Annotated in this window: 19 protein-coding genes; 8 read left to right on the forward strand and 11 right to left on the reverse strand. The window is 72.1% G+C overall.

Annotation, left to right across the window (positions count from 1 at the left end; all coding sequences use genetic code 11):
* Positions 1 to 41: 41 nt before the first annotated feature.
* The 3 genes from ACFWBB_RS17685 to ACFWBB_RS17695 form a co-directional block, all read right to left on the reverse strand.
* Positions 42 to 497, reverse strand: a complete 456-nt coding sequence (locus ACFWBB_RS17685; protein WP_385272543.1) for a DoxX family protein — start codon at positions 495 to 497, stop codon at positions 42 to 44.
* A gap of 486 nt (positions 498 to 983) precedes the next feature.
* Positions 984 to 2,657 carry an alkaline phosphatase D family protein gene (locus tag ACFWBB_RS17690; RefSeq protein WP_385272546.1) on the reverse strand — a complete coding sequence of 558 codons (1,674 nt, stop codon included), beginning with the start codon at positions 2,655 to 2,657 and terminating at the stop codon, positions 984 to 986.
* Positions 2,658 to 2,734: 77 nt separating this feature from the next.
* On the reverse strand, positions 2,735 to 3,379 hold the full coding sequence (locus ACFWBB_RS17695) for an HNH endonuclease family protein (RefSeq protein WP_385272549.1): 645 nt from the start codon (positions 3,377 to 3,379) through the stop codon (positions 2,735 to 2,737).
* A 387-nt stretch (positions 3,380 to 3,766) separates the two neighbouring features.
* Between ACFWBB_RS17695 and ACFWBB_RS17700 the strand changes: the two genes are divergently transcribed.
* A complete protein-coding gene (locus ACFWBB_RS17700; RefSeq protein WP_385272552.1) occupies positions 3,767 to 4,348 on the forward strand; it encodes a TMEM165/GDT1 family protein in 582 nt (193 codons plus the stop codon).
* 212 nt (positions 4,349 to 4,560) lie between these two features.
* The gene (locus tag ACFWBB_RS17705) at positions 4,561 to 5,208 is read left to right on the forward strand and encodes an HAD family hydrolase (RefSeq protein ID WP_385272555.1); all 648 of its coding nucleotides are present in this window, start codon (positions 4,561 to 4,563) and stop codon (positions 5,206 to 5,208) included.
* Positions 5,209 to 5,221: 13 nt separating this feature from the next.
* On the opposite strand, the gene ACFWBB_RS17710 is transcribed toward ACFWBB_RS17705, so the two are convergent.
* On the reverse strand, positions 5,222 to 6,568 hold the full coding sequence (locus ACFWBB_RS17710) for a peptidoglycan-binding protein (protein WP_385272558.1): 1,347 nt from the start codon (positions 6,566 to 6,568) through the stop codon (positions 5,222 to 5,224).
* 171 nt (positions 6,569 to 6,739) lie between these two features.
* Between ACFWBB_RS17710 and ACFWBB_RS17715 the strand changes: the two genes are divergently transcribed.
* Positions 6,740 to 8,788, forward strand: coding sequence for a DHA2 family efflux MFS transporter permease subunit (locus ACFWBB_RS17715; protein ID WP_385272561.1), 2,049 nt, complete (start codon positions 6,740 to 6,742; stop codon positions 8,786 to 8,788).
* On the opposite strand, the gene ACFWBB_RS17720 is transcribed toward ACFWBB_RS17715, so the two are convergent.
* Positions 8,781 to 9,305 carry a GNAT family N-acetyltransferase gene (locus tag ACFWBB_RS17720; RefSeq protein ID WP_385272563.1) on the reverse strand — a complete coding sequence of 175 codons (525 nt, stop codon included), beginning with the start codon at positions 9,303 to 9,305 and terminating at the stop codon, positions 8,781 to 8,783. The two genes, ACFWBB_RS17715 and ACFWBB_RS17720, sit on opposite strands and share 8 nt — an antisense overlap.
* A gap of 129 nt (positions 9,306 to 9,434) precedes the next feature.
* On the opposite strand from ACFWBB_RS17720, the gene ACFWBB_RS17725 reads away from it, so the two are divergent.
* Both ACFWBB_RS17725 and ACFWBB_RS17730 read left to right on the forward strand, forming a co-directional pair.
* Complete coding sequence (locus ACFWBB_RS17725; protein WP_385272566.1) at positions 9,435 to 10,172, forward strand: hypothetical protein; 738 nt, start codon at positions 9,435 to 9,437, stop codon at positions 10,170 to 10,172.
* Between the two features lie 5 nt (positions 10,173 to 10,177).
* A complete protein-coding gene (locus ACFWBB_RS17730; protein WP_385272569.1) occupies positions 10,178 to 11,101 on the forward strand; it encodes a hypothetical protein in 924 nt (307 codons plus the stop codon).
* Here ACFWBB_RS17730 and ACFWBB_RS17735 read toward each other — a convergent pair.
* Entirely contained in the window at positions 11,090 to 11,566 is a 477-nt protein-coding gene (locus ACFWBB_RS17735) for a DUF1992 domain-containing protein (RefSeq protein WP_385272572.1), read from the reverse strand. The two genes, ACFWBB_RS17730 and ACFWBB_RS17735, sit on opposite strands and share 12 nt — an antisense overlap.
* 117 nt (positions 11,567 to 11,683) lie before the next feature.
* Between ACFWBB_RS17735 and ACFWBB_RS17740 the strand changes: the two genes are divergently transcribed.
* Positions 11,684 to 12,076 carry a hypothetical protein gene (locus ACFWBB_RS17740; protein WP_385272575.1) on the forward strand — a complete coding sequence of 131 codons (393 nt, stop codon included), beginning with the start codon at positions 11,684 to 11,686 and terminating at the stop codon, positions 12,074 to 12,076.
* A 17-nt stretch (positions 12,077 to 12,093) separates the two neighbouring features.
* Here ACFWBB_RS17740 and ACFWBB_RS17745 read toward each other — a convergent pair whose 3' ends face one another.
* Together ACFWBB_RS17745 and ACFWBB_RS17750 are read right to left on the reverse strand one after the other, a co-directional pair.
* Positions 12,094 to 12,765: an O-methyltransferase gene (locus ACFWBB_RS17745; protein WP_385272578.1), complete on the reverse strand. Its 672-nt coding sequence runs from the start codon at positions 12,763 to 12,765 to the stop codon at positions 12,094 to 12,096.
* Positions 12,766 to 12,854: 89 nt separating this feature from the next.
* Positions 12,855 to 14,489, reverse strand: a complete 1,635-nt coding sequence (locus ACFWBB_RS17750; RefSeq protein WP_385272581.1) for a DUF2330 domain-containing protein — start codon at positions 14,487 to 14,489, stop codon at positions 12,855 to 12,857.
* Positions 14,490 to 14,965: 476 nt separating this feature from the next.
* On the opposite strand from ACFWBB_RS17750, the gene ACFWBB_RS17755 reads away from it, so the two are divergent.
* Positions 14,966 to 17,020 (forward strand): bifunctional glycosyltransferase 87/phosphatase PAP2 family protein, encoded by a 2,055-nt coding sequence (locus tag ACFWBB_RS17755; RefSeq protein WP_385272584.1) that lies wholly within the window; start codon positions 14,966 to 14,968, stop codon positions 17,018 to 17,020.
* Between the two features lie 6 nt (positions 17,021 to 17,026).
* Here the strand turns inward: ACFWBB_RS17755 and ACFWBB_RS17760 are convergent, their stop codons facing one another.
* A complete protein-coding gene (locus ACFWBB_RS17760; protein ID WP_385272587.1) occupies positions 17,027 to 19,120 on the reverse strand; it encodes a hypothetical protein in 2,094 nt (697 codons plus the stop codon).
* Positions 19,117 to 19,632, reverse strand: coding sequence for a hypothetical protein (locus tag ACFWBB_RS17765; protein WP_385272590.1), 516 nt, complete (start codon positions 19,630 to 19,632; stop codon positions 19,117 to 19,119). The genes ACFWBB_RS17760 and ACFWBB_RS17765 overlap by 4 nt, the downstream gene beginning before the upstream one ends.
* Before the next feature lie 298 nt (positions 19,633 to 19,930).
* Here ACFWBB_RS17765 and ACFWBB_RS17770 point away from each other — a divergent pair, with 298 nt between their 5' ends.
* Positions 19,931 to 20,311 (forward strand): hypothetical protein, encoded by a 381-nt coding sequence (locus ACFWBB_RS17770; RefSeq protein WP_385272593.1) that lies wholly within the window; start codon positions 19,931 to 19,933, stop codon positions 20,309 to 20,311.
* Here the strand turns inward: ACFWBB_RS17770 and ACFWBB_RS17775 are convergent.
* Positions 20,276 to 21,409, reverse strand: coding sequence for an acyltransferase family protein (locus ACFWBB_RS17775; protein WP_385272596.1), 1,134 nt, complete (start codon positions 21,407 to 21,409; stop codon positions 20,276 to 20,278). The genes ACFWBB_RS17770 and ACFWBB_RS17775 overlap by 36 nt on opposite strands.
* Between the last annotated feature and the right edge of the window lie 81 nt (positions 21,410 to 21,490).

A 21,490-nucleotide genomic window follows, 5' to 3' on the forward strand; every position in this document is an offset into this window, starting at 1 on the left:
GGGCCCGGGTGACCGCGGATCGCGGTGCCGTTCGAACCGGGTCAGGCGGAAACCGTGGTCTTGCGCGCCGCGGGCTCCCGCTCGCCGGCCGCGCGGCCGGCGAACAGACGGTCCAGGCCGAGAGCGCCGGAACCGGTGAACACCAGCAGCAGGAAGGCCCAGCAGAACATCGCGGAGGCCTCGCCGCCGTTCTGCATCGGCCACAGGGCGTTCGGCTGGTGCACGTCGAAGTAGGCGTACGCCATGGAACCCGAGGCCAGGAGCGCGGCGGCCCGGGTACCGAGGCCGAGCAGCACCAGGGTGCCGCAGACCAGCTGGATCACGGCCGCGTACCAGCCGGGCCAGGTGCCGGCGTCGAGCGTGCCGCCGTCGGTGCCCGAGGCGCCGCCGAGGACGCCGAAGAGCGAGGCCGCGCCGTGGCAGGCGAAGAGCAGGCCTACGACGATGCGGAAGAGGCCGACCGCGTACGGCTGTGCGGTGTTGAGGCGAGCGGACATGGTGGGGGGTGCTCCTTCGGTGTCGGTCTGGCCGGTCCCGGATGGGGGAAGGACCGGCCGGTGGGGGCGGCGGTACCGAATGAGCGACACACGTTAGGCGGACCTGATCGATGCTTGCAAGTTCAACTTTTAGCCATGGCTCAGGTCCCCTCCGGGGTGCCGACCGGGATTCCGTTCGGGGCGCCGTACGGGTTCGACCTCGCTGATCGGCGCACGGAGAGCTGTTCTCGCCACCGGGTCCGCATCCGAGAACGTGACCGAATCCACCCTGGGCGACGGCCCGCCGCGCGGTGAGCCGGTGCATGCCCCTGGGGGCATGCCGGAAGCGAACTGCCATGTGCGCAGGCGGGCTTGATGGCCCATCAGGTGATGTGCGGCTGCGTGCGCACGTCCGGTCCGCCGGTCACATGGCCGTCCACCGCGTGGGGACGGCCGTCGGCGAGGACGTCAACGCGGGCGCCGGGCCCCGGGGCACCGGGGCCCGCCTCAGGGAGTCAGGTCGGACTCCTCGACCGTCGTCAGCGCCCCGTCCCCCCGCGCCTGCTCCAGCCGCAGCCGGGCCGAACGCCCGCGCAGGGTCAGGAACATGAGCTGGTTGCCGAACCACGGCCCGCCCCTCTTCCGCCAGTCGACCGGCGGCCTGGGGCAGCGGCCGTGCCGGCGCAGACGGCGGCCGAGCGCCCGGGCCACGGCGCTCCAGCCGAAGCGGAAGCCCACCCGGATCGACGCGGGAACGGAGTTGTGGACGGGGGAGCAGGTGAGCTGGAGCACCCGCGCGTCGGGGCCGGGCCCCTCGTGCCAGCGCGGCTCGGCCAGGTACGCGTGGTGCACGTCCCCGGAGAGCACGAGCACGCTCGCCGGTGCCCCCGCCCCTGACCCCGCCTCCGCGATCAGCTCCGCCAGCGCGGCGAAGGACTCCGGAAAGGCCGCCCAGTGCTCCAGATCCGCCCCGCGCCGTATCTTCTCCCCCATGCGGGCCCAGCGCGCCCCGCGCTCGCCCCGGCACAGGGCCGCGTCCCACGCCTCGGCGTCGTGCACCAGGTGCGGCAGCAGCCAGGGCAGCGAGGTGCCGATCAGGAGGTGGTCGTAGGAGCCGGGCCCGTCGAGGGTCTGTTCGCGCAGCCAGGCCTGTTCGCCCGGGTGGAGCATCGAGCGCCCGTCCTCGTCGAGGACCCGCGCCGCCCTGCTGTCGACCATCAGCAGCCGTACCCGCCCGAAGTCGCGCCGGTAGCTCCACCGCACGGACGCCGGGTCGGTGTCGGCGCGGGAGGCGAAGGCGCGCAGTTCGTCGGTGGCGTCGGGGGCCTCGCGTACGGCGGCGTAGAGCGGGTCGGCGGCCAGCTCGGCGGGGGCCAGGTTTCCGAGGTGCTGGTACACCCAGTACGACATCAGGCCGCTCAGCAGCCGCTCGCGCCACCAGGCGGTGGCCCGCATGTCGGCCAGCCAGGAGGCGGAGGTGTTCCAGTCGTCGATCACGTCATGGTCGTCGAAGACCATGCAGCTGGGCACGGTGGACAGCAGCCAGCGCACCTCGGGGTCGAGCCAGGACTCGTAGTAGAGCCAGGTGTACTCCTCGAAGTCCGCGATCTCGGCGCCCGGTGGATCGGCGAGGCCGCGGCGGGTGGCGATCCGCTCCCGGGTCGCGTCGGAGACCTCGTCGGCGTACACCTGGTCGCCCAGCAGCAGCAGTACGTCGGGCCGTTCGGCCGCCGGATCCGCGGCGAGGCGGGAGGCCAGGCTGTCCAGGGCGTCGGGGCCCACGGGGTCGTGTCCGCCGGCCGGGGGCGCCGCCCAGCGGCAGGACCCGAACGCCACCCGGATCCCGTCCCCGTCCCCGGCGCCGTCCCCGTCCCCGGTGTCGCGGTCTGCGTCGACCGCGGCGGGGGTGCGGATCTCGGAGGGCGGGAAGCGGGAGTCGGGCAGTGGCCACACCCGGGTGCCGTCGAGGAACACCTCGTACGCCGTGGCCGTGCCCGCCGTCAGGCCCGTCACCGGGACCAGGGCGTAGTGGTGGCCCGCCACCTGGAAGGTGCCGGCGGTGCCGCGGGCGCCGTCCGCGCAGCGCACCTCCGCGGTGCACGGGCGGCTCGCCTCGACCCAGACGGTCGCCGTCGAGCCGTCGGCGTATCTCAGCAGCGGTCCCAGCCGCAGTCCGGTCACACGATCACTCTCCTCCGTCGCCCCGTACGGTACGGAACGACGGAGGGGAGTGGCGAGATCCTGCGGTCACGAGTCGATCAGCAGCTCGCGAGGTAGCTGGTGAGCGCGCTCTTCTCGGCGGAGTCCACCGAGAGGTTGTAGTAGTACTTCACCTGCACCCAGGCGCGGACGTAGGTGCAGCGGTACGAGGTGACCGACGGCATCCACTCGGCCGGGTCCTGGTCGCTCTTGGACTGGTTCACGTTGTCCGTGACGGCGATCAGCTGCGGGCGGGTGACGTCGTTGGCGAAGCCCTGGCGCTGGGCGGTGGTCCAGGCGCTGGCCCCGGAGTCCCAGGCCTCGGCGAGCGGGACCAGGTGGTCGATGTCGAGGTCGGATGCGGCGGTCCAGGTGGCGCCGTCGTACGGGGAGTACCAGCTGCCGCTGGTGGCGGTGCAGGCGGAGTTGGTGACGACGTTCGAACCGTCCCGCTTGAGGATGTACTCACGCGTGTTGCACGTGCCGCTGATGGTGATCCAGGTGGGAAAGAGGTCGCGGTCGTAGCCCGTGCGGTTCTCGGTCTTCACGGTGAGGGAGGCGAGGTAGGTGCGGGCGGTGGCGGCGCTGACCGGGGTGGGGAGCGCGGCGGAGGCGGTCGGGCCGTTGAGAAGCCCGACCGAGGCTATGAGGCCGGTGAGGGCGGCGAGTATGCTCAGCCGTCCACGCGCGTAGAACTTCGACATGCGAACTCCATGGGGGAGGCGGGGTGTTGGAGCGCGAGCGAGGGAATGCTCGCGGCCGCACATTGCGGGGAGGTGTGCGTCCGGTTAGAAGTTAGTGACGCGTACATGACACGACAAGGTTTATGGCAGAACGATCTCGTACAATGGGAGACGCAGAAGGGGAGTAGCTCTTCGCCGGACCGTCGACATACTGCTCAGCTCGTCTGAGCCGGCGCCCGGAGGCAGGCCCGTCAGGGGTCGGCCAGCGAGACCTTCGGCAAGCAGTGCACATCCGTGCCCCTCGGCACGGATGACATGTGTGCTGCCGTGCCGAGGTGTCTTCTTTCCCGAAGCGTCTTCCTGACCTTCAGGACTCTCGGTGGGGCGGCCCCGACCGATTGAGGAACCTTGATCAGCATCACCGTGACGGCGCTCGTCTTCGGCGTCGTCTTCCTGGCCGAGCTGCCGGACAAGACCGCGCTCGCCGGCCTCGTCCTCGGCACCCGCTACCGCGCCTCGTACGTCTTCGCCGGGGTCGCCGCCGCCTTCACGCTGCATGTCGTGCTGGCCGTCGCGGCGGGCAGTGTGCTGACCCTGCTCCCGCAGCAGCTCGTGCACGCGCTGACCGGTGTCCTGTTCCTCGGTGGCGCGGCGGTGCTGCTGCTGAAGAAGGACGAGGGCGAGGAGGAGATCCGGCGGCCTGAGGACCAGTCCTTCTGGAAGGTCGCGGGCGCGGGCTTCATGCTGATCCTCGTCGCCGAGTTCGGCGATCTCACCCAGATCATGACGGCGAACCTCGCCGCCCGCTACGACGATCCGCTGTCCGTCGGGCTGGGTGCGGTGCTGGCCCTGTGGGCGGTGGCCGGACTCGGCATCGTCGGCGGAAAGGCGCTGATGAAGCGGGTGCCGCTGAAGCTGATCACGCGGATCGCGGCGCTGCTGATGCTGGCGCTCGGGGTGTGGAGCCTGTGGGAGGCGATCGCCGGCTGAGCTCGACGCCGAGGCCGACGTCGAGTCCGCCCCTGCGCCCGCCCCCGCGCCCGACCGGGCGGTGAACGGCGGGTGAATGCTCTTCGGAGCGCTCCGTCCCGGGTGGCGGTGGACCGGGGTTGTTTTGTACCGTGGAGAAACAAAGTGGCTCCCGCTCGTTTTCCCTGACCGGCGGGCGGGGCCGCCTTGTCTCTTCCTACCTGGAGTCGCTCATGCCCGTCCTGACCGCCCGCGCCCTGCTGCTCGACATGGACGGCACCCTCGTGAATTCCGACGCCGTCGTCGAGCGGGTCTGGCGGCGCTGGGCCGACGCGCACGGGCTCGACGGCGACGAGGTGATGAAGGTCGTCCACGGCCGCCAGGGGCACGCCTCCATGGCCGTGCTGCTGCCCAGTCGGCCCAGCCACCTGAACTTCGAGGACAACGCGCGGCTGCTGGCGGAGGAGACCGCCGACATGGACGGCGTCGTGCCGGTGCCCGGCGCGCCGGAGTTCCTCGCCTCCCTGCGGGGCGTCCCGCACGCGCTGGTCACCTCGGCGGACGTCCCGCTGTCGACGGCCCGAATGGCCGCGGCGGGACTTGCGCTCCCGGACGTGCGCGTCACCGCCGAGTCGGTGGGCGCGAGCAAGCCGGACCCCGAGGGCTTCCTGAAGGGCGCGGCCGAGCTGGGGATCGCCCCGGCCGAGTGCGTGGTGTTCGAGGACTCGGGGGCGGGCATAACGGCCGGCCGCGCCGCCGGAATGCGGGTCGTGGGCGTCGGCCCGCGGGCGACCGCGCACGACCCCGACGCGGTGGTCCAGGACCTGCGGCAGATCCGTGTGGAGACGACGGAGTCCGGGGTCCGGATCCACGTGGAGTGAGGCGGGGCCCTTCCTACGGTTCCGTCGTCTCCGATTCCAGGCGGGTTCGGGTCAGCTGCCCGTACACGCCCAGGCCGTCGTCCGTCGTACCCCGGGACCACTGGTAGTTGCGCAGCGCGTCCTCGACCTCGCCGGTGAACGTGCCGTCTGCCTCGCCGCTGTAGAGGAACAACTGGTGCAGGCGCAGTTGGAGTTCGGTCACCTCGGCACCCTTGTCGCCGCGCCGCAGGACGACCGCCTCGGTGGGGTCGTCCTGGTTGTCGGCCCCCTTGCCGGGTGCCAGGGAGCCGGTCACCCGGGCGGTCGGCGTGGCCGTCTGCCCGGCCTCGGCCGACGGGGACGCCGACGGCGAGGCGCTCGACTCCGAGGCGGAGGGCGAAGGGCTCTCGCTCTCGGAGGGTGACGGCGGAGCCTCGGAGGCCGACGGGGACGCGGAGCGGCTCGCCGAGACCGATGCCGAGGGCGCGCTGGTCGAGGCGTCGGGCACGGCCGCCCGCACGTCCTCGGGAGCGGCCCCGTCGCGCGTCGGCTTCTCGTACGAGAACAGCCCGGAGGCGAACCCGGCGGCCGTCACCACGGCCACGACGGCGGCGGTCGTCGCGACCAGCAGCGTGCGGCGTCGGCGCGGGCGGTGCGGTTCCTCGTCGCCGGGGCCGACGGCGCCCACGTCCGCCGCCTCGAACAGGCTCAGGTCGGTGGTGCTGGGTTCGGAGGCGGACGGCGCCAGGGGAGTGGACAGTGCGGCCGTCATGTCCGGCGCCGGACCGGCGGGGGCGGCGTCCACGGCGCGCAGCGGCATCGTCGCGTCCACCGGCACGGTCGGTACGTTCGGACTGCCCGGCATGTCCGGATCGGCCGGGGCGGTCGGAACAGCCGGCAGCGGCATGGTCACGTCGGTCGGCAGGGGTGTGGTCACGTCGGCCGCACCGGCGGAGGGGGTTGCCCGCCACGCCGAACCCGTCGCGCCGCCCGGGTAGCCGCCACCGGGCTCGCCCACGGTCGCCCTGCCGAAGCCGCCCGCGGTCGAGCTTCCGTACTCGCTCGGGGTCGAGTTCCCGTACTCGCCCGGCGGGGTCGCACCCCGGAAGTCGCCCGCGGGTGCGCTTCCGAACTCGCTTCCGAACTCGCTCCCGGGCTCTGTTCCGGCCTCGGCGCCGAACTCGACGTAGGGGCGTATCCGCAACGGATCGAAGTCCTCCGCGGCGGCCGCCTCCGTAGTGCGCGTCTCGCGCAGGTTCTCGGAGGCGCGCCGGGCGCAGGAGCATGACGGGGTGTTGTCGAGCGCGCGCAGCGCTCCGCACTCCGGGCACGGCAGTCCCTGCTGCCCCTGGCGCCCCTCATGCCCCGTCGGATCGATCACGTGTTCGTCCCTCCCCGTTCAAACTCCAGAGATTATGCAGATCCTCCACACACCTCGCTGCTAGCGGCCCCCGGAATGTCGGATTCCGTCAGGGCGCAAGAGGACTCGAGAGGCCATAACGGGTCACACCGATCACGATGGAAAGGGTCACCGGAGGCTCAGGAGGCATCCATGGTCTTGGACGCGCGCAGCAGGGCGGCGGATCCACGTGAGGAACACGTGTCCGGAAACGTTCTCGTCTCGATCGGCGCCCTCCTGCTCGGCATGCTCCTCGCCGCCCTGGACCAGACGATCGTGTCGACCGCCCTGCCCACGATCGTCAGCGAGCTCGGTGGTATGGAGCACCTGTCATGGGTGGTCACCGCCTACCTGCTGGCCTCGACGGCCGCGACCCCGCTCTGGGGCAAACTCGGTGACCAGTACGGACGCAAAAGACTGTTCCAGACCGCGATCGTCATCTTCCTGATCGGTTCGGCGCTGTGCGGAATGGCGCAAAACATGCCGCAGCTGATCGGCTTCCGGGCGCTCCAGGGACTGGGCGGCGGTGGTCTGATGGTGCTGTCGATGGCGATCGTCGGCGACATCGTCCCGCCACGTGAACGTGGCCGCTACCAGGGCCTGTTCGGGGCGGTGTTCGGCGCCACGAGCGTCCTCGGCCCACTGCTCGGCGGTCTGTTCACGGAGCACCTGAGCTGGCGCTGGGTCTTCTACGTCAACCTGCCCGTCGGCGTCGTGGCCCTCGCCGTCATCGCGACGGTCCTGCACATCCCGCGCAGGGCCACGAAGCACGTCATCATCGACTACCTCGGCACCTTCCTCATCGCGGCGGTCGCCACCTGCCTGGTCCTCGTGGCCTCCCTCGGCGGCACCACCTGGGACTGGGGCTCGCCGCAGATCATCGGCCTGGCGGTGCTGGGCGTGCTGCTGGCCGTGGCGTTCGTGTCGGTGGAGCGGCGGGCGGCCGAACCGGTGCTCCCGCTCAAGCTGTTCCGCATCCGCACCTTCACCCTCTCCGCCGTGATCAGCTTCATCGTCGGCTTCGCGATGTTCGGCGCGATGACGTACCTGCCGACCTTCCTCCAGGTGGTGCGGGGCGTCTCGCCGACCCTGTCCGGTGTGCACATGCTGCCGATGGTGGCGGGCCTGCTGCTGTCGTCCACCGTCTCCGGGCAGATCGTCAGCCGCACCGGCCGCTGGAAGGTGTTCCCGATCGCCGGCACCGGCGTCACCACCCTGGGCCTGCTCCTCCTGCACCGGCTCGACGAGCACAGTTCCACGGCCGGGATGAGTGCCTGCTTCTTCGTCTTCGGCCTCGGCCTCGGCCTGGTCATGCAGGTGCTGGTGCTGATCGTGCAGAACGCCGTCGCGTACGAGGATCTCGGCGTCGCCACCTCCGGCGCCACCTTCTTCCGCTCGATCGGAGCCTCCTTCGGCGTCGCGATCTTCGGGACGGTCTTCGCGGGCCGCCTCGCTGACAAGCTCACGGAGGCATTCCGGGGCGTGCGACTCCCGTCCGGGGTCTCGGTCGGCGGACTGGAGTCCGACCCGCGCGGTATCCCCGAGCTGCCGTCCGCCCTGCGACCGCAGGCCCTGCACGCGTACGCCTCGGCCATCACCGACGTCTTCCTGTACGCCGCACCCGTCGCCCTTCTCGGCTTCGTCCTGGCGTGGTTCCTCAAGGAGGACCCGCTGCGCGGCTCGGTCACCGCGCCCGACGTGACGGAGACCCTCGCCAGCAACCCGGTGGAACGGTCCTCGTACGACGAGGTGTGCCGGGCGCTGTCCGTCCTCGGCACCCGCCAGGGCCGCCGCGAGATCTACCGGAAGATCAGTGACCGGGCCGGCCAGGACCTCCTTCCGGCGTCGAGCTGGCTGCTGCTGCGGATCAGACGCTGCGGCAGTGTCGAGCCGGCGATGCTGGCCGACCGTACGACCGTCCCGCTGCCGATGATCGTCGAGGCCGCCCGGCAGGTCGAGGGGCGCGGACTCGCCATGCGCGAAGGCCTCGCCATGGCCCTGACCGACGAGGGCCGCGAGGTCGCCGAACGGCTCGCCGACGCCCGTGAGGAGTCCCTGGCCGAGCTGCTCGGCGACTGGTGGGGGCCCAACCGGCCCACCGACCTGGTTCAGCTGGTCAAGGAGCTGAACAGCGAGTTGTGCGGCTCGGACCGGGAACAGCCCTACGGCGGACGGGTGATGCCCGACCACCGGCTCAACTGACCACCGGCTGAAGCGACTTGCCGAACCAGTGGTCGGCGTACGGGTCCGCGTTGTGCGGCTCGGTCTCCGCGTAGCCCAGCCGGGCGTACAGGGCACGGGCCTCGACCAGGTCACCGCGGGTGTCGAGGATCATCCGGGTGGCGCCGAGCGCTCGGGCGGCGTCCTCGGCCGTGCGGACAAGGAGCGCCGCGCCTCCCTTGCCGCGCAGCCCCTTCAGGACGAACACCCGGGTGAGTTCCGCCGTGGCCGCGTCCAGCAGCCGTACGCCCGCGCTGCCGGCCGGCTCACCGCCGTACCGCCCGACGAGCAACCGGCCGCCGGGCGGCGCGAGTTCGGCGCCGGTCTGGGCGGCGATCTCCCGCTCCAGCTCGACCGGGCCGGTCCGGCGTCCCTCGTGCAGCAGGTAGTAGCGGTCGCTGACCTCGGTGTAGTAGGCCCGCCAGAGCGCGAGGGAGTCCGGGGCGTCGAAGGGTTCGGCGGTGATGGTCCAAGCCGGCGACGTCGTCATGCGGGCCATTGTCCGAAGCCGGCCCGGCGGGCGCGCAACCGAATATGGGTGGACAATGCGCGGTCCGTTTGGGCGGGGCCGTCCGGGCAACACGGAACGTAACCCGGCCCGTGGGGCCGACACACCGGAAGGCAAGGCATGTCCACAGGAGTGATCATCGCTCTGATCGTGGTCGTGGCGGCCATCGTCGCCGTCGCGGCCGTCCTGGCCGTGCGGGCCCGCGGCTCGCACGGCGGACACGGTCTGAAGCGCCGCTTCGGGCCCGAGTACGACCGGGCCGTGGCCCGCCACGACGGAGACGTCAAGGCTGCCGAGCGGGAGCTCGACACCCTCGTGGAGCGGCACGGCGGGCTGCGCGAGCGCCCGCTGGAGCCCGCCGAGCGCGAGCGGTTCGAGGCCCGTTGGACGGCCGCTCAGGAGCGGTTCGTCGACTCGCCCCGGGAGGCGGTCACCGAGGCCGACCAGCTGCTCGCCGAGGTCGCGGGCGCCCGGGGCTTCCCGGACGGCGGCCAGTACGAGGAGCAGCTCGGCGCACTCTCCGTCCACCACCCGCACCATGTCCACGGCTACCGACGCGTCCACCGCGTCGCACGGGTCCGCGTCAACGGCGACGGTACGCACGACACGAGCACGGCAGGCCTCTCCGGAACGCCGGGCACGCCCGGCCCGGGTGACGGCCGCGCACCCAACACCGAGGACATGCGGGCCGCCATGGTCGAGGCCCGCGCCCTCTTCGACGACCTGCTCGGCTCGGCCCACCACGAGTCCGGCCGGGCGCGCGCGCAGGAGCGCCGGGAGAGCGTGAGCCAGGACGGCTCCGGCTCCGGCCACCGCCTGCCGCGCGGTTTCCACCGCCACCAGGCGAAGGAGGGCTGACCCCCATGTCTGACCTGACCCCGAACAACACACCGAACATCACTCCGAACGCGTCACCGGACGTGACACCGGGCACGGCCGCCGACCCGGAGAGCCGCCGACCGGCGGACGACCGCACCGGCGCCGTGAAGCGCGGCGAGGCCGTACCCGCCGACGAGGCCGCACGGTCCGCCGAGGCGAGGCGGTCCAGCGCTGCCGGGCTTCGTGGCACCGGCGCCTCGACCGGCGCCACCGGTGCCACCGGTGCCACCGCGACCGGTGCCACCAATACGACCGGTTCAGCCGGTGAGGCCGTACGGTCCGGCGACGCCGTGTCGGCCGGCCGGGGCGGCTCCTCCGGCGGGCGTCTCCTGCCGGGCGAGAAGGGCCCGACGTCGGCCGAGTCCCGCGCCACGACAGCCGTGGGGGAGCCGACGCCGCTCGCAGCGGACGCCGACACGGCCGGCGCCGGAGCGGCACGCGGCCGGGCGGCCGGCGCCGAACGGGACACCGACGCACTCCGCGACTCCGACCAGGACGGGGCATCGCCCCGGCACCGGGAGCCGGGCGCGGTCGACACCGTCGCCGGCCGGGTACCGACGACAGCGGCCGCCGAGCCCGGCGGCCACGGCGCGTCGCTCCTGCCGGTCGACGAGTGCGACCGCATCGCCTCACGCATGCGACACGCGGTCGTCGGGTTCGTCGACGCTCCGCGGGACGCCGTCTCGGAGGCCGACCAGGTCCTGGAGGAACTCGCCGCACGCTTCACCGACGCCGTCGACCGGCGACGCCGTACCCTGCGCGGTTCCTGGCAGTCGGCGGAGGGCGCCAAGGACGGCAAGGACGGCAAGGACCACGCGGCGACGGCCATGAGGGACATCGACACCGAGCAGCTCCGCCTGGCCCTGCGGGACTACCGCGAACTGACGGAGCGGCTGCTACACCTCTGACGCCCCGGCTCCTCCGGCCCCAGCGGCCCTGTCCGCCCCATCCGCCCCAGCAGTTTCTCCAGCCGCCGCCCGGCGCTCCCGCCACTCCCGTACGACCGCTTCGACGTCGTACGGCTGCATCCCCAGCGGGGGGCCGGGCGGCGGCTTGAACATCATGTCGCGCAGTTTCACGTTGACGTCCGTGACGATCTTCCGGACGAGGCGTTCCGAAGGCGCCGCGTGAGCCGCCGCGAGCGCGTCCTCCGCCTCCTTGCGCAGGGCGAGCGCCGGTGGCAGGACGGAGAGACCCTCACGGGCCATCTTCCGCTTGATCCACCAGAGTTCGTCGTACGCGGTGTCCGTGATCTCCGGCAACGGCTTTCCCGTGCCCGGGAGTTGCGCGAACTCGCCGCGCTGCTCCGCATCTCGGATCTGCTTGTCGACCCAGGACTCGAAAGGGACACCAGGTGGCTTTCGCTCGGTCATGCGTCCATTGTGCCGGACGCGGCGGGGCCGGGCGATTTATCATGCGCCCGCTGTACAAGCACACTTAGGACCCAGGACGCCGACAGGCATGTCAAAGACACCTCAAGGGGAGCGCACGTGCTCGAACTCACCATGGCCACCGTCTCGGGGACGGAAGAGGGCGCCACGGCCGGCATGCTGATGGCCGACTCGCCCAGCGACCCGGGTGCCGTGCTTCGGGTGGGCCGTGACAAGTCCGTGTGTCGCCTCGCGACCCCCGAGGACTGGCTGTTCGTCTCCCGGGTGCATCTGGAGTTCCTGTGCGGCCCCGAGGGCGTCTGGCAGGTCTCCTGGCTGCGCGGCTCGCAGGACGAGCCGTCCTCCGAGGTGCGGCTGGTCTCCGGCGCGTACGCGCAGCCGCTCGTCTACGGCGGGACCCTGCCGCTGGCGCGCGGCGGCTCCGGCGAGATCATCGTCCTCGACCGCACCGGGCCGCGCAGCGTCAACGTGGGCTTCTACCACGAGGTGTGACGGGGAAGGCTCCGCGGCTAGGCCAGCACGCGCGCCAGCGCGAAGCCGTCGTAGCCCTTCGCCCCCACGGTCTGGATCGCCGTGCCGCTGAGCCTCGGGTGCGAGCCGATCAGTTCGATCGCGGCGCGGGTGCCGAGCACGTCCCCCGCGTCGCTGTCCGCGTCCACGACCCGGCCGCCCCGTACGACGTTGTCGACGACGATCAGACTGCCCACGCTCGTGAGCTTCAGCGCCCACTCCAGGTAGTGGGCGTTGTTGACCTTGTCGGCGTCGATGAAGACGAGGTCGAACGGGGGCGGGTTCTCGTCGGCCAGCAGGGGCAGCGACTCCAGGGCCGGCCCGACCCGCACCTCGACCACCTTGTCGAGGCCCGCGCGGGCGATGTTGCGGGTCGCGACCTCCGCGTGCAGGGGGTCGTACTCCAGCGAGATCAGCCTGCCGTCCGCCGGTAGCGCGCGGGCCAGCCAGATCGTGCTGTATCCGCCGAGCGTGCCGATCTCCAGGATTGTCCGGGCCCCCTGGATCTCGGCGAACAGCTGGAGCAGTTTGCCCTGGTTCGGTGTGACGTTGATGTGTGGCAGTTCGGCGGCCTCGCTGTCACGCAGCGCGGCCGCCGTCACCTCGTCGTCCGGGGCGAGATGGTCGGTGAAGTAGGCGTCGACGGCGTCCCAGGCCTGCGACTCGCTCATGCGCTCTGCCTCTCGTGTACCTGACATATCCGGCGGCTTGTCTAGTCAGGAATGCTAAGTCGAGACGCGCGGGTCCCCCGCCGGGGCTTTCAGCCGTTCGGCGCAGGGGGCGCGGCGGAAGGCGCGAAGGACGCGGAAGGCGCCGTCCGTGGCGCGGGGGGAGTGGGCCGCGCGGAAGGCATCTGCGGCGTCCGGGGCGGTAGGGGCGGCCTCGGCGGGAGGGCCGGCCTGGGTGGGAGGGGGGAGACGGGAAGGACGGAATCGGCGGGAGGTACGGAATCGGCGGGAGGAACGGAAGAGGCGGGAGGAACGGAAGAGGCGGGAAGGACGGGCGGCCGTGCGGGTTCAGGGGGAGTACCGGGAGCAGGAGGAGTACGCCCCACGAACGGCGGCCGTATCGGCATGGGAGGCGGAGTGGGCGCAGACGAAGCCGAGATTCCGGCGCCCGCGGCCGGCCCCGGCACGGTTGCTGTCGTCCCCGGCGCGGTTGCCGCAGACCCCCGCACGGTTGCTGTCGTCCCCGGCACGGTTGCCGTCGCAAGCGGTGGGGCTGTCGGGGCCGTAGGGGCTGTCGGGGTCGGCGGGTGGGGGCCCGACGCGTGGCGAGGGCGGGGCAGGGTCGCTCGGCGGGCTCGGCCCCAGCGGACTCCCAGGACGAGCGCGGCCGTGTTCAGGACGGCCAGTCCGCCGACGACCGTCAACAGCCACACCGGGATCCCGGCCAGCGCGAGCAGCCGGTCCTCGTAGATCACCTGCCGGAACGCGGTGTCCGTCGCCGCCCGGCGCAGTTCGTGGTCCCCGGAGATCTCCGAGGGGCGCGGGAACTCCTGGGCGACGGCCGTAAGGAACGGCGTGCCCTTCGCCAGCGCGGCCAGCGGCCCCGTCACCTTGCCCACCGGCCCCGCGAACGTCACCCGGGGCCGCTCGCCGCCGATCCGCGAGGCCGGTTCCATGCGGTGCGCGGCGAGGACGTACAGGCCGAGCGACTGCGGTGTGGCCGCCAGCCGGGACAGCCGCATCGGGTAGACGAGGGAGTCGGCGGTGAACGTGAGGTGCAGCGGCTCGAGCTCTCCGCGCAGCGCCGTGCCGGCGCTCTCGGGGGTCAGCCGGACCGCCACGTACTCCCAGTGCATTGCGACATACGGCTGGAGCGCGGTTTCGAGGCGGGCGGGGAGGGTGAAGTCGTTGCTGCGCAGCCAGTCGTCCAGGTCGCCGGGGTCGGTGGCGGTGAGCCGGGCCACCTCGAACGGCCCGAGCCGCTCACGTCCGATCACGCCGACGCCCTGCACGGCCCGGGGCGGCGGCGGCCCCGCCATGTCACCGCCCGTGGTCAGCGGCCAGTCCCCGTCCTGCGGCCAGAAGTGGTGCCGGGTGCGGTGCACGGGGGCCGTGGCCCTGGCCAGCTGGTCGAAGAGCTCCGGGTCGCCGAGCCCCACCGTCGCCCGGTGCGGCACGGGCATGATCCAGGCGGCCCGCTCGGCGTCCCCGTCGACCGTCAGACGCATCACGATCTGTTCCTGCGCGCCGTCCCAGCGCACGACGGAGACCTCACGGCCGACCACGACCTGCCGCTGGTCACCCGGAAGCAGCGCACCGCAGCCGCAGGCGTAGGCAGGCGCGAAGAGCGAACCGAGCTGAATCGCCAGCAGAGCCAGCAGCACGGCTGTGATCCGCCCGCGTATCCGCTTCCGACGCGCCCGCAGTCCCCGCAGGAAACCGACCATGCCTCGTATCCCCTCCAGCACTCTCCGTACCCGCCAGCGCGCATTGTGGTGGCAACGACGGTACGGCTGCAGCCCCTGTTCCGTTCGAGACCTGATCCGAACCTGATCCGAGTACGGCCCGAACCTGATCCGAGTCCGGTCGGAAATTGATCCGAACCTGATCCAAGTCCGGTCGGAACCTGATCCGAACCTGATCCGAGTGCGGTCCGAACCTGATCCGAGCCTGGTCCGGGGCCGGCCCGACTCCCGCCCCCGGCCCGCCCGTAGACCGCCCCGTAAACCACCCTGTAGACCGCTCCGTGGAAGCGGCACGGCCGCGGGACCACTATCGTCTTTCGGACAAAAGGACAGCGGACATCAGGTGAAGCGGGGGTGGCCTGCGTCTGTGTCCTGGGGCGGTGCGAGCCTCATAGGGTGCGGTGGGAGACCTCTCGCGCCGCACGCGTGGGACCAACGGGGTTGGAGGCCGACGAGGCGTGGCGAATGCGGAGCAGAGCGGGCGACCGGCGGAGGCATTCGGAGCGACGGCGGGCGACACGGCGAGAGTGCGTCTGCGCGCGGCCCGCCTCGGCCTCTGGCTGGTCGCGGCGGTCCTCGCGGTACGCCAGGTGGCCGTCGTCCTCGGCACCCCACGCGGAGAACGCCTCACGGACCTGGAGACCTGGGTCGGACCGGACGGCGTGCTGCACGTCAACGGTTCGCTCTACGACTCGACGCGCTTCACGGGCACGCCCTTCACCGGGCTCGTCCTCAAGCCCCTCACCAGAGCGGCCGAACAGGCCCTGGGCTGGGGCTGGACCTTCGGCACCCTGGTGCTGGTCGCCGCCCTCGCCCTGGTCATGGCCCGGGCCCTGCCCCAGCCGGTCAACAGACGGACGGCCCTGCTGGCCGCGCCGGTCGCGAGCAGCCTGCTGATGCTGTCGCTGCCCGTGCGCAACACCCTCTGGCTCGGCCAGACCAGCATCATCCCGGTGCTGCTGGTCCTGCTCGGCTGTTTCGTCGTACGGGACTGGCGGCCCGCCGGCGTGCTGATCGGCCTGGCGGCCGCCCTCCAGCCCACCGTCCTGCTCTTCGCCGCGCTGCTGTGGTTCACCGGCCGCCGCCGCGCCGCGGCCGCCGCGGGCGCCTCGTTCGCCGTGGGGACCGCGCTCGCCTGGGCGGCGATGCCGCACGACTCGTACACCTACTGGGTGCACCACATGGCCGGCGTCGGTCTCGGCGGCGAGGCCGACGCGCTCGCCAACCAGTCCCTGCACGGCGCCCTGCTCCGCCTCGGCCTCTCCGGACCGCTGGAGATCGGCCTGTTCCTTTCGCTGGGCGCGGCCGTGGCCGTCCTCGGCGTCCGCCGGGCGGTCCGCTACGCGCGCGACGGCCAGCTGCTGCTGGCCGTGGCCGTCACGGGCTGCGCGGCGATCGTCGTCTCGCCCACGACCTGGCAGCACCAACTGCTCTGGGTGCTGCCGGCGGTGGTGGGGCGGGTCGGCAAGCGCGCGTCCGACCGCTATGTGTGGCCGGTGGCGGTCGTCCTGGTGACGACCCTCCCGGCGAAGATGCTGCTGCCGCACATGGCGTCCCTGTACCCCCTGCGCGACAACGCGATACTGCTCGCGGCCGTCGCGGCGGCCACGGTCCTCCCCTTCCTGCCGCGCACGTCGCCGTACTACCGCACGCCCGTTCCGGCGGAGCACGCGGAGCCGGTCCCGACGCGCTGGAAGCACGTACCACTGCTTCCGTTCCTGAAGCGGGTGCCGACCCGCCCGAACCTCCTCCTCGAACTCCTGCTGATGCGCGTGACATACGCGGCGTACCAGCAGGTCAGGCTGGCGGCGACCGGCGGTACGAACTCCGGCGGACGGTCGCGCGCGGAGGAGCACGGCCGGCAGATCCTCGACATCGAGCAATTCCTGCACATGGACATCGAGCACTGGGCCAACCAAGGGGTCGTCAACGTCGCGTGGCTGCGGAACTTCTTCGACTTCTATTACGAGTCCTTCCACTTCGTGGTCCCGCTGTCGGTGCTGGCCGTCCTCTACTGGCGCCGCCCGGTCGACTACCGCTGGGCCCGCTCCTCCCTCGGTTTCGCGACCCTGCTGGCCCTGGTCGGCTTCTGGCTCTACCCGCTGGCCCCGCCCCGCCTGATGCCGAACCTGGGAGTCATCGACACGGTCCACGGCGTCCAGGACTTCTCCAAGCCGGACTACGGCACGCTGACGGCGCTGACCAACCAGTACGCGGCGATGCCGTCCCTGCACTTCGGCTGGTCCCTGTGGTGCGGGCTGGTCATCGCGATCGTCGCCCCGAAGTGGTGGATGAAGGCGCTGGGCCTGCTGCACCCGCTCTTCACGGTGTCGGCGATCGTGGCGACCGGCAACCACTGGCTGCTGGACGCGGCCGGCGGCGCGGCCGTGGTCTGCGGCGGCTTCGGCCTGTCGTACCTCTTCATGGGACCGCGGGCGAGGTTCGCCACGGCGAAGGCGGTGACGGCGGCCGAGTCGACGCGGGCCGAGAAGGAGCCGTTGCCGAGCGGTTGATCAGCGTCATCTGTCTCTGGCGAGCCGCTCCTGAAGCCGTGCGTGCCGGAACTGGTAGACGGGGCCCGTCGCCCGCAGCAGATTGCGGCGGCGGGCGTCCTCCAGGAAGTGCACCAGCCGTACGGGGGTGCCCTCCTCGTGGTGGAGCTGTACGGCGGTGAGGGAGGTGGCGACGGCGAGGTTTCCGGCCAGGCACGAGGTGGCGCCGGTCCACACGAAGGCCGTCAGCCCGAACATCGCTCCCAGCAGCGGGGATCGTGTCCACGCCAGGATCGGGCCGATGTACAGCGCGAGGGCGAACCCGGTGAGCAGCCCCAGGAAGAGGCGCAGCCCTATGTGGTGCCGCCACACCTCGAGCGGGCCCACCGACCGCGTGTCCACCACTGAGGGCCGGACGTAGCTCTCGCGCACCTTGTCGTAGCGGCGCCCCGAGCCCAGCGAGAGGACGGGAGCACCGGAGACGATCTCGTACCCCCGGCCCGTGACCAGCACCTCGCTGAAACCGAGCGGCAGTGTGACCAGGTACCAGAGCCACCATGGCGGAGCGGGGTCGCTCAGCAGCGGTACCAGGAGGTCGAGCATGGTGCCCACGAGCAGCCACTGCCCGACGCCGGACAGGATCGTCCGCCTCGTGAAGATGTCACGCCGGCCCGCGCTCGACAGGGGCTGCGCAACGTTGAGTTCCGCGACCCGGCGGGAGATCTCGTAGCCGCCGCCGATCGCCGCGAGCGCCCCGAGCACGACCACGAGAAGGCTCGGGTCGAGGCTCCGGGCCATGAGCACCCCGGGTGTCCCGCACACCACCGTGCAGACCGTCCACACGGCTATCAACCGGGGCCGGTGGCCCGTCCAGCCGGGTATGTGCCACCAGCGCAGATCGCGCGTGCCCTCCCGGGTGAGCCGGGCGGCCACATACCGGAGCGTGCGCTCGGCCGTCCGGGCGGAGTAGCGGGGGCGGGGGTGTCCGGGGCGCCGGGTGTAGGCGGCTGCGACCGCGTGATCGAGGAGATGGTTCTCGACGGCGGAGGGGGTGGGGAAGCGGGCGGTGTCGAGGAGCTCGTCGACGGGGTCGTCATCGCCGTAGACGTCGCGCAGCAGGGCGATGGCGAGCGGGCCGGCGAGGGCGGCGGCGAGCGGGCCGGTCTCGGCGACGAGCCGCCCGGCGAGTTCCCGCCAGGCGGGGGACGGTGTGGAGGGCAGCCGGTTCAGCAGATACCCGGCGGCGTCGGCGGCGCCGACCGGCTGGATCTCCACCGCGAGCGCACCGCCCAGCCGGGCCTTCTTGGCGGTGAGCACGGCTTCCCTGGCCCGTGACACCAGCACCAGCCGGAAGGGCGCCGTTTCCAGTGCGCTGACCATGGCCCCGCGCAGTCTGCCGGTGACCTCGTCGAGCCCGTCGAGGAAGAGGGAGATACGGCCCTGCTCGAGCAGTTGCCGGGCGCGGGCGCGTCCGCCCCTTCCATGGAAGAGGGTGTACGCGCGGGTGAGCCGGTCGGCGGCCCAGTCGGTGGCGGTGTCCTCGCCCGGATTCCACCCGTCGAGGGAGAGCAGTACGGGCACCGGCACGCGGGACCGGTCGGCGGGCGCGATCCGCGCGGCCCGATGGGCGAGCGCGTCGAGGAGCAGCAGCACGACGGCGGCGGTCTTCCCGGCGGCCGGCGGCCCGACGACCAGCAGCCGTCCGGAGGCCAACCCGCCGTAGACGGCGTGCAGTTCGGGCAGCCCGCCGCCGTCGCGGAGCTGACCGCGGGTGGTCGGGCCGAGTCCCGGCAACGGAACGAACCGCGCCCGGGCCGCCCCCTCGGCAGTGGCCCCGCCGACCCGCCCCGCCACCTTCCGCTCACTCACCCGCCACCGCACGGGCAGCGGCGTCGGCTCCAGCAGCCGCCGCAGCCCGGCCTCCTCCTGCCACTGCGCCCCTACGACCCGGGCGAGTTCGTCGGCGACGGCGTCGAGGGGGTCCGCGGCGCCGGTGGCCGCGGGGGTGATGTGGGTTGTGTGGTGATGGATGCTCTGGGTGTTGTGATCCCCGGCCTGAAAGGCGGTGGGGCCGTGGAAGGAGTTCCCGGAGACGGAGTCGCTGCCGCCGGGTTCGGTCATCTACCGGACCCGGACCCGGAACCGGAATTGGACCCGGAACCGGAATTGGACCCGGAACCGGAATTGGACCCGGACCCGGACCCGAAGTGGTTCTCCTGCCGGTTGTGATCGCCGGTCTGGACGGCGGTAGGCCCGTGGAAGGTGTTGCCGCTGACGGCGCCACCGAGCGACTGCCCGTCGCTGCTGCCGAACTCCCTGGTCAGCCTCACCAGTTGCTCGACGAGCCGCTCCCGCTCCGGCCCGCCGAGGGACTCGATCAACGACGCGAACTCCCCCTGCCACAACACCGCGTGCACGGCCCGCACCCGTTCCCGCTCACCCTCGTCGACGGCGTCCAGCACGGCCGCGGTCCGATCGAGCCGGTCCAGCGCCTCACGCTCGGCGTCGGCGTCCCCCAGCCCGACGAGCCGGGCGCACCGCACCCGGAACCAGGCCCAACCGTCCGCCCCGGCCGCCTGCACGACGGCCATCCCCCCGCTGGCCGCAGCCACGGTCAACGCTTCGCTCAGCATGTCCGGTCCCCTCCCCGAGGCCGCCCCGGCCCACGGGTGCGGACACAGGACAAAGCGCATGGTACAGACGGCAGTTGGGAGTAAGGGACCCTTCTGATCGCCGGGAAGAGAGAATGACGGGAAGAGAGAATGACGGGAAGAGAGAATGACGGGAAGGGGGAGCGACGGGAAGGGGGAGCGACGGGAAGGCGGAATCCCGGAACCGGGGGGGGAACCACGGGACCGGGGGGAACCACGGGATGGTGAACCACGGGATGGGCGGGAACGCGGGATGGGCGGGAACGCGGGTGCGAGGTTCATGCGGCGGACGCCGGTCCACTGGCTGACGCTCTCGGCGCTGTCGTGCGTGGGACTGTTCCTCACGTGGTTCTGGGGAGCGTGGTCCGGCGGCCTGGACGTGGCGGAGACCTGCACGCTCCTGGAGGGCCAGAAGTTCGACGACGACTACCGCGCGGAGCACTGGCGCGAGCCGTCGCAGGTCTTCCCGCTGCACAACAAGTGCAACGCTTCGTACGACCTCGTTCCGGCCTGGGTCAACCCGACACTTGTGCTCCTGGCGCTCCTCGCCGTGGGTTCCCTGATCATCGGCGTGGGCCTGCTGATCGTCGCTCTCTCGAGGACGGTCGCCCGTTACCGCGCCCGCTCAGGCGGCCGTCCGACTCCGACTCCGCTGCGCTGAGGCGTCCACGGAGGGCGCGACCACCAGGCCCCGCAGCCGACGTTCGGCCGGATGCTCGACGCAGTGATAGGCGATGGCGGCGAAGGCCTGACTGACGACCAGTACCCCCGCCCAGAACACGAACGTCTCGCTCCCGGGCGCGGGCTTGCCCCACTCGAACACCGCCACCCGGATCACGATCTCGTGGATGAGGTACCAGGCGAACGACCAGTGCCCCAGCCTGATCATCCAGGCCCCGCCCAGCCCGGTCCGCCTGCCGTCGAGGTCGGCGCGGGCGGCGGCGCAGATCAGGGCCGCGAAGAGGGGCGCGGAGACCAGCTGCGAGGCGGAGTAGGGGCTGTACCAGACCGCGTCCGGGACGGCGTTCGACCAGGGAATCAGCACGAGATGCCAGGCGACGACGAGCCCGACGGCCACCGGCAGCGACACGGGAGGCCGCCACCCACGCTTGAGAGCCAGCCCGGCCACCACACCCAGCACGAACTGGAGAGACCGGGTCAGCGGCAGATAGTCGAGCGCCCAGGTGCGGGTGGTGGGCGAGGCCCCGGAGAGGGCGGGCCACAGCAGCAGCGCCGCGCAGCTGACGCCGACCGCCGTCCAGCCCCACACCCTGCCCCGCCGCCCCGCGAACACGGCCAGCAGTACAGGGAAGGTCAGATAGAACCAGGCCTCGTCACTGAGCGACCAGGCGGCCGGGTTGCCCCCGGTGAAGATGACAGGCTGCGGGAACCACGCGTGCACGAGCAGCAGGGTCGCGGCGATCGCCTTGAGGGAGACAGCCCGGCCCATGAGCGCCCACCAGACCCCGACGGACGCCCCGACACTGACGGCGAGCATCGGCCAGACCCGCGCGAACCGCCGCCACATAAACACCCGCGCGGACACCCCGGCGCCGTCGTAGGTCCAGGCGAGCACGACCCCTGACAGCACGAAGAAGAACGTGACGCCACTACGCCCGTACCAGACCGCCTCACTGACCCCCGGCACGGCCCCCACCTGCCGAGACAGGTGATACAGCACAACAAGCAGCGCCGCCCAGAACCGCAACCCGGTGAGCGAGGGCAACCGGTCGCGGTTGGGGGCCGGGGTGGGGGTCAAGGGGGTCCTTTGTCGTTCGGCCGGGGCGTGAACCAAAGATGGAAAGAGTACGGGGCGAACGGATGCACCGTGCGCCCCGGA

Source organism: Streptomyces sp. NPDC060000 (genome assembly GCF_042737375.1).
GTDB lineage: Bacteria > Actinomycetota > Actinomycetes > Streptomycetales > Streptomycetaceae > Streptomyces.